Origin of the sequence: Micromonospora yasonensis (genome assembly GCF_026013475.1) — a bacterium.
Classification (GTDB): domain Bacteria; phylum Actinomycetota; class Actinomycetes; order Mycobacteriales; family Micromonosporaceae; genus Micromonospora; species Micromonospora yasonensis.
The window spans coordinates 1-4,780 of the sequence record NZ_JAPDPH010000352.1 but is presented as its reverse complement, the minus strand read 5'-3'; the positions used below and the strand labels follow the sequence as shown (position 1 = coordinate 4,780).

The following is a 4,780-nucleotide window of genomic DNA, read 5'->3' as shown; positions in this document are numbered from 1 at the left end:
TGCGCGACGCCATGCCGGCAGCCTGGGGCAATGTCGAGGTGGACACCTGGACCGGCCTGACCACCGCCTACTGCATGCGCCGCGGCGCCACGGTCATCGTCCGCGGCCTACGTACGGCCGCGGACCTTCGCCACGAGTACCAGCTCGCTGCGATGAACGAGCAACTCGGCATTCAGACCGTCTGGTTGCCGGCCCGTCCGCATCTGGCCGCCACCTCGTCCACGGTCGCACGCGCATACCGCTCGGTATCGGGATGAGGGCCTGGACGGGTTGGCAGATGTCGCACGCGCGCACGCTCATCGCGCCGAGACCAGCCGAGAGGTCGAAGTGGGGGTATCTGCGAGCTGCGCCGAGGCCATCCGTGGTGGCCAGCGGCGGCTGCCGGGTTAAGTGTTGAATCCGGATCTGCCGGATGTTGGGCGAACAAGATAGGCCTATGAGGCACATCTTCCGGGCCGGGCCGCCGGTGCCGACCGAGGAAACCCATCGGACCACGCCGTTCGAGGTGTTCTTCGACCTGGTGTTCGTGTTCGCCTTCATCCGGGTGGCGACGTTCACGGCACGGGCGCCGACGCCACTCGGGCTGGCGCATAGCCTTGTGCTCCTGCTGCTGCTGTGGTGGCCGTTCACTAACTTCGCTTGGTTGGCCAACCAGGTCCGTGCCGACGTGGGCCTGGTCCGCGCCGGAAACTCCGCTGTGATGGCCGCGATGTTCGTGGCCGCCCTAGTCCTCCCCGAGGCGTGGCGGCACGACAGCCAGTCACTGGCCGCGCCCATGACTCTGGCCCTCGTCTACATCGTCGTCCGGGCGGTATATCTGGCCCTCGTCTGGCACATATCAGCCGGTAACGCGCGGCTACGCGCTTCGCTGCGCTTCCGGGTCATCCCGGTCTCGGCGGGCTTGACTGCGCTGCTGTTCGGCGCGGTGTTCGGCGGCGCCACGCAGACGCTGTTGTGGGCCGCGGCGTTCCTCATCGACTGCATCGGCGGCCTATTCATCGCGGTGTCTGCCGGACGTGCTCCGTTGCCCAGCCCCAGCCATTTCGCCGAGCGGCACGGCCTGATCGTAATCATTGCTCTGGGCGAGTCGTTGATCTCGGTGGGCGTCGGCGCCGGATCGGCGGTCACTCGTTGGCCGGTCCTGATCGCTGCGCTGCTCGCCCTGACCACGGCGCTGGCCCTGTGGTGGCTGTACTTCGAAAACGCCGCCGCACCTGCCGGACAAGCCCTCGCGCGGATCCCCGTTCTGGGCCGGACTCGGACCGGCAGCATCGCCTACAGCTTGGCGCACTTCGCGCTCATCGCCGGGATCATCTACCTGGCCCTCGGCATCGAGGTGGTCCTCGCCCACATGGCCCACCACCCACTCCAGCAGCCCGCTGGGACCCCGCTGGACTGGACTTCGACCGCCGCTCTGTTCGGCGGCCCGGCCCTCTACCTCGTTGGTCGGGCCCTGTTCCTTCGACTCACCGTCCGGCACACCCCACCCGCCCCGATCCTCGCGGCCGGCACCATCCTCGCGCTGCTGCCCGTCGCCCGACACCTTCCCGCCCTCGCTGCCCTCGCTCTAGTCGCCATCATCTTGATCGCCCTGGTCTGCTATGAACGGATCAGTTGGCAGCCAACCGCCGCGGCGAAATGACTGCTGTTAGCGAGCGTCAGTGTCTTGGGCACATCGGCAAGTTGGGGGCCACCGGTAGTTCGGCTCGTAGCACCGGACACGAGCGGAAGCGAAGATCCGATTACCGCGTCGCTCATGCAGGACTGTCGCAGCCAGTCGGCTGTACGCAGCTTCCTCGGTCTCGTAGTCTTCGCGGTGTCTGCCGGCGGTGGCGCAATCATGCTGGTAGTCGCTGGCAATAGAGCCGCCACGCCCCAGTGGATTTGGGACGGCTACCGCTGGGTCAGTCGCAGCTAGTCTCTGCTTCTCCCGCGGGCCGGTTGATGCCAGAATTGACTGCGTACCTCGGCGTGGTCGCCGAGCGGCTGGGGCACGAGAACGCGAACCCTCAGGGTGAGGGCACGCCCTCCTGACCTGCGGGAACAGGCCGGAGTCAGACGTTGAAACGGAACTTAGGTGCGCCCTCCCGTGACCTGCGGCAGCCTGGTCGGCACGCTGGTCACGTCCCGTCTTGGGCTCACGTCATTAGTCGCTGGTTGCCGGCGTTTCACGCTGTCTTGTGCCCCGTGTGTGCCCCGGACGGCTCCATGACCTTGAACGGCTCTGGGAGTATGGCGGGCAGGTCGGCCAAGGTAGCGATAACCGGCCCGCCCCAGCTGGGGTCGGTGTCGTTGTGCTCCGTGGTCCGGAAGACGGTCATACCGACCGCTGCCGCCCCGGCCAGCTCACCGTCTGAGCCGTCGCCAACAAAGATGCACTCGGCCGGCCCAACGCCCAGGCCCTCGACAGCAAGGTGATAGATCGCCGGGTCTGGCTTGGATAGCCCGACGTCGCAGGAGAAGACCGCGACGTCGAACCGGTGGGCGAGCCGGCTCTGCGGCCATGCCTCGGCAGTGTCCGAGGTAGCGTTGCTGATGAGGGCCAGCGGATGCCCGTCGTCGCGTAGCGCGTCGAGCACGTCCAGGGTGGCGGTCGAGACACTGTCCAGCACCCGGCGCCCGAGGGCTCGCCGATGTTCCCCGGCCCGTGTCACCTGTTCGTTGGTTGGTGTACCGCCGAGGCGTCCGGCGAGGATGCGGATGGTCTCCTCCACGTCCCACCGGACCATCCGGTCCCGCCAGGTGGCGTGGTACGCGGCGACCAGCGCGGCCGGAGCCACCCCGACCATGACCGCCATCTCGCCGACTACCCGGTCGCGCTCCTCGTCGGCCCCCTGGATGAGAGTGTGGTAGAGGTCGAAGATCACTGGCCGAGGCATGCGAGCATCCTACTGAGATCGTCAGCGCTGTCACCTTGCCTGCCATCCCGTCTGAGTTCAACCCGCCCGTCTGGGGAGCGGGCCGCCGCCCGGCCCGCCACGTCAAGTGGACCTTGACGCACGTACGGACGCTGCCGGGGACAGACTGAGTCGGCTCTCGTGTCACGGACCGCGCCCCCGGCGGACACCGCCACAGTGGCGCAGTTGACCCAACCTCGCCCGGCACGGACCCGGCTCCCGGTGTCGGGGCTGGCCACCGGCGGCCACCCTCCCCCTCCCAGGCGAGGGGTTGACCTGACCCTGAGCGGCTGCGGAGCCGGCTCCTGGACGACCGGCATGCCTCGCGCGGCCACCGCCCCGATGCTTGGGGCTTGCCGCGCGGACCGGGCGCGCCCTTCCCTGCGCCGCGCTGCTCAGGCGCGGCGCGGCCGGCTGCCGGCGACGTGTTCTTGGTCGTTCACACAGAGACTCACGCGATGACCCACCTCTATGCCCGAGGCGCGCCGTGGCAGGTCAGCTTCTACACCACCCGGCGGGACGCAACCGTGCAGGCAGGAGGACGGGGTCAGCTCGCGCTGAGGGCTCCGACCTCGTCGAGGTAAGAGACTGCCTCTGGCTCCTTCGGGTACCGCTCCCGTAGCAGGGTCGCCAGTTCCTTGGAGCACATCAGCAGGGATGGCAGTGACTTGCGATCCCCGTCCAACGCCCGGCGACCGTGGGATACGGCTTGGTCGAGATCGCCAGCGCGGGCCGCCACCACCCCGAGCGTGATGCGGGCTTCGGCGTTGCGCATCGGCTTGCGTTCGGTCCCGTCCGGGTCTGTCGATGAGCGGATGACCTCGCGCGCGTACATTTCCGCGAGACGGTCTTCATCGGCGATCCGGTAGCAGTCCATCGCGTAGAAGTCGAACTTTGCCGGGTCAACCACGAAGTGATGGTCGGTGTCCTCGGGATAGGGCAACGACTCAAGCAAGGCGCGACCCTTGTCCAGTGCCGTTTCTACCTGCCGCCTGTCACCAAGCCGCGCCCAAGCCTTGGCACGCTGCGCTGCCAACTGCACCGCTGCGCCGTCGTGGGCTGCCACTGCTTCGCCGGCCTCGGCGGCTGCGATTACACCCCCGTAATCGCCCTGGGTCAGCGCGTACCAGGCCCGCTACCCCAGGTCGTGGCCGCCGCTCTCCGCGCACACATGGCGGACTTCCCGCCGGCTGCCGACGGCACCATCTTCACGACCCGCTTCGCCGGCCCCTACCGGCACGACTACTACGGCACGCTCATCTTCGGCGCGGCGGTCCGAAAGGCCGGCCTGCCCGAGAGCATCACGACCCACGACCTGCGCCACCCCTACGCCTCGGTCCTGCTGATGCAGGGCGAGTCGGTCATCGTGGTCGCCGAGCGGCTGGGGCACGAGAACGCGAACCTGGTCCTGTCGACGTACGGGCACCTGATGCCGGACTCGGAGGAGCGCACTCGCCGGGCGGTCGATGAGGCGTGGGGTCGTGCCCCCGGTGTGCGCCAGAGTGAGGGCACACCCCTCCTGACCTGCGGGAACGGGCCGGAGTCAGACGTTGAAGCGGAACTCCACCACGTCGCCGTCCTGCATAACGTACTCCTTGCCCTCGATCCGGACCTTGCCGGCGGCCTTCGCCGCCGCCATCGATCCGGCCGCGACCAGGTCGGCGTAGGAGACCACCTCGGCCTTGATGAAGCCGCGCTGGAAGTCGCTGTGGATGACCCCCGCGGCTTCCGGCGCGGTCGCGCCGACCGGGACGGTCCAGGCCCGTGCCTCCTTGGGGCCGGCCGTCAGGTACGTGTGGAGCCCGAGGGTCCGGAAACCGACCCGGACCAGCTGGTCCAGGCCCGGCTCGGACTGGCCGATCGACTCCAGCAGCTCGCGGGCC

4 protein-coding genes and 2 pseudogenes are annotated in these 4,780 nt (G+C 68.6%); 3 read left to right on the top strand and 3 right to left on the bottom strand.

Going from position 1 to position 4,780, the window contains the following annotated elements; genetic code table 11:
• Both ONA70_RS34820 and ONA70_RS34815 read left to right on the top strand, forming a co-directional pair.
• Positions 1 to 257 (top strand): annotated as a pseudogene (locus tag ONA70_RS34820) (pantetheine-phosphate adenylyltransferase); the annotation flags it as partial.
• A gap of 179 nt (positions 258 to 436) precedes the next feature.
• Positions 437 to 1,642: a low temperature requirement protein A gene (locus ONA70_RS34815; protein ID WP_265010735.1), complete on the top strand. Its 1,206-nt coding sequence runs from the start codon at positions 437 to 439 to the stop codon at positions 1,640 to 1,642.
• A 526-nt stretch (positions 1,643 to 2,168) separates the two neighbouring features.
• On the opposite strand, the gene ONA70_RS34810 is transcribed toward ONA70_RS34815, so the two are convergent.
• Both ONA70_RS34810 and ONA70_RS34805 read right to left on the bottom strand, forming a co-directional pair.
• Complete coding sequence (locus ONA70_RS34810; RefSeq protein ID WP_265010734.1) at positions 2,169 to 2,879, bottom strand: HAD family hydrolase; 711 nt, start codon at positions 2,877 to 2,879, stop codon at positions 2,169 to 2,171.
• A 565-nt stretch (positions 2,880 to 3,444) separates the two neighbouring features.
• Positions 3,445 to 3,963, bottom strand: coding sequence for a tetratricopeptide repeat protein (locus ONA70_RS34805; RefSeq protein ID WP_265010733.1), 519 nt, complete (start codon positions 3,961 to 3,963; stop codon positions 3,445 to 3,447).
• Between the two features lie 105 nt (positions 3,964 to 4,068).
• Between ONA70_RS34805 and ONA70_RS34800 the strand changes: the two are divergent.
• A pseudogene (locus tag ONA70_RS34800) lies at positions 4,069 to 4,314 on the top strand (tyrosine-type recombinase/integrase); the annotation flags it as partial.
• A gap of 126 nt (positions 4,315 to 4,440) precedes the next feature.
• On the opposite strand, the gene ONA70_RS34795 reads toward ONA70_RS34800, so the two are convergent.
• Positions 4,441 to 4,780: DUF933 domain-containing protein (locus ONA70_RS34795; RefSeq protein ID WP_265010732.1), on the bottom strand; the 340-nt coding region annotated here is incomplete at its 5' end.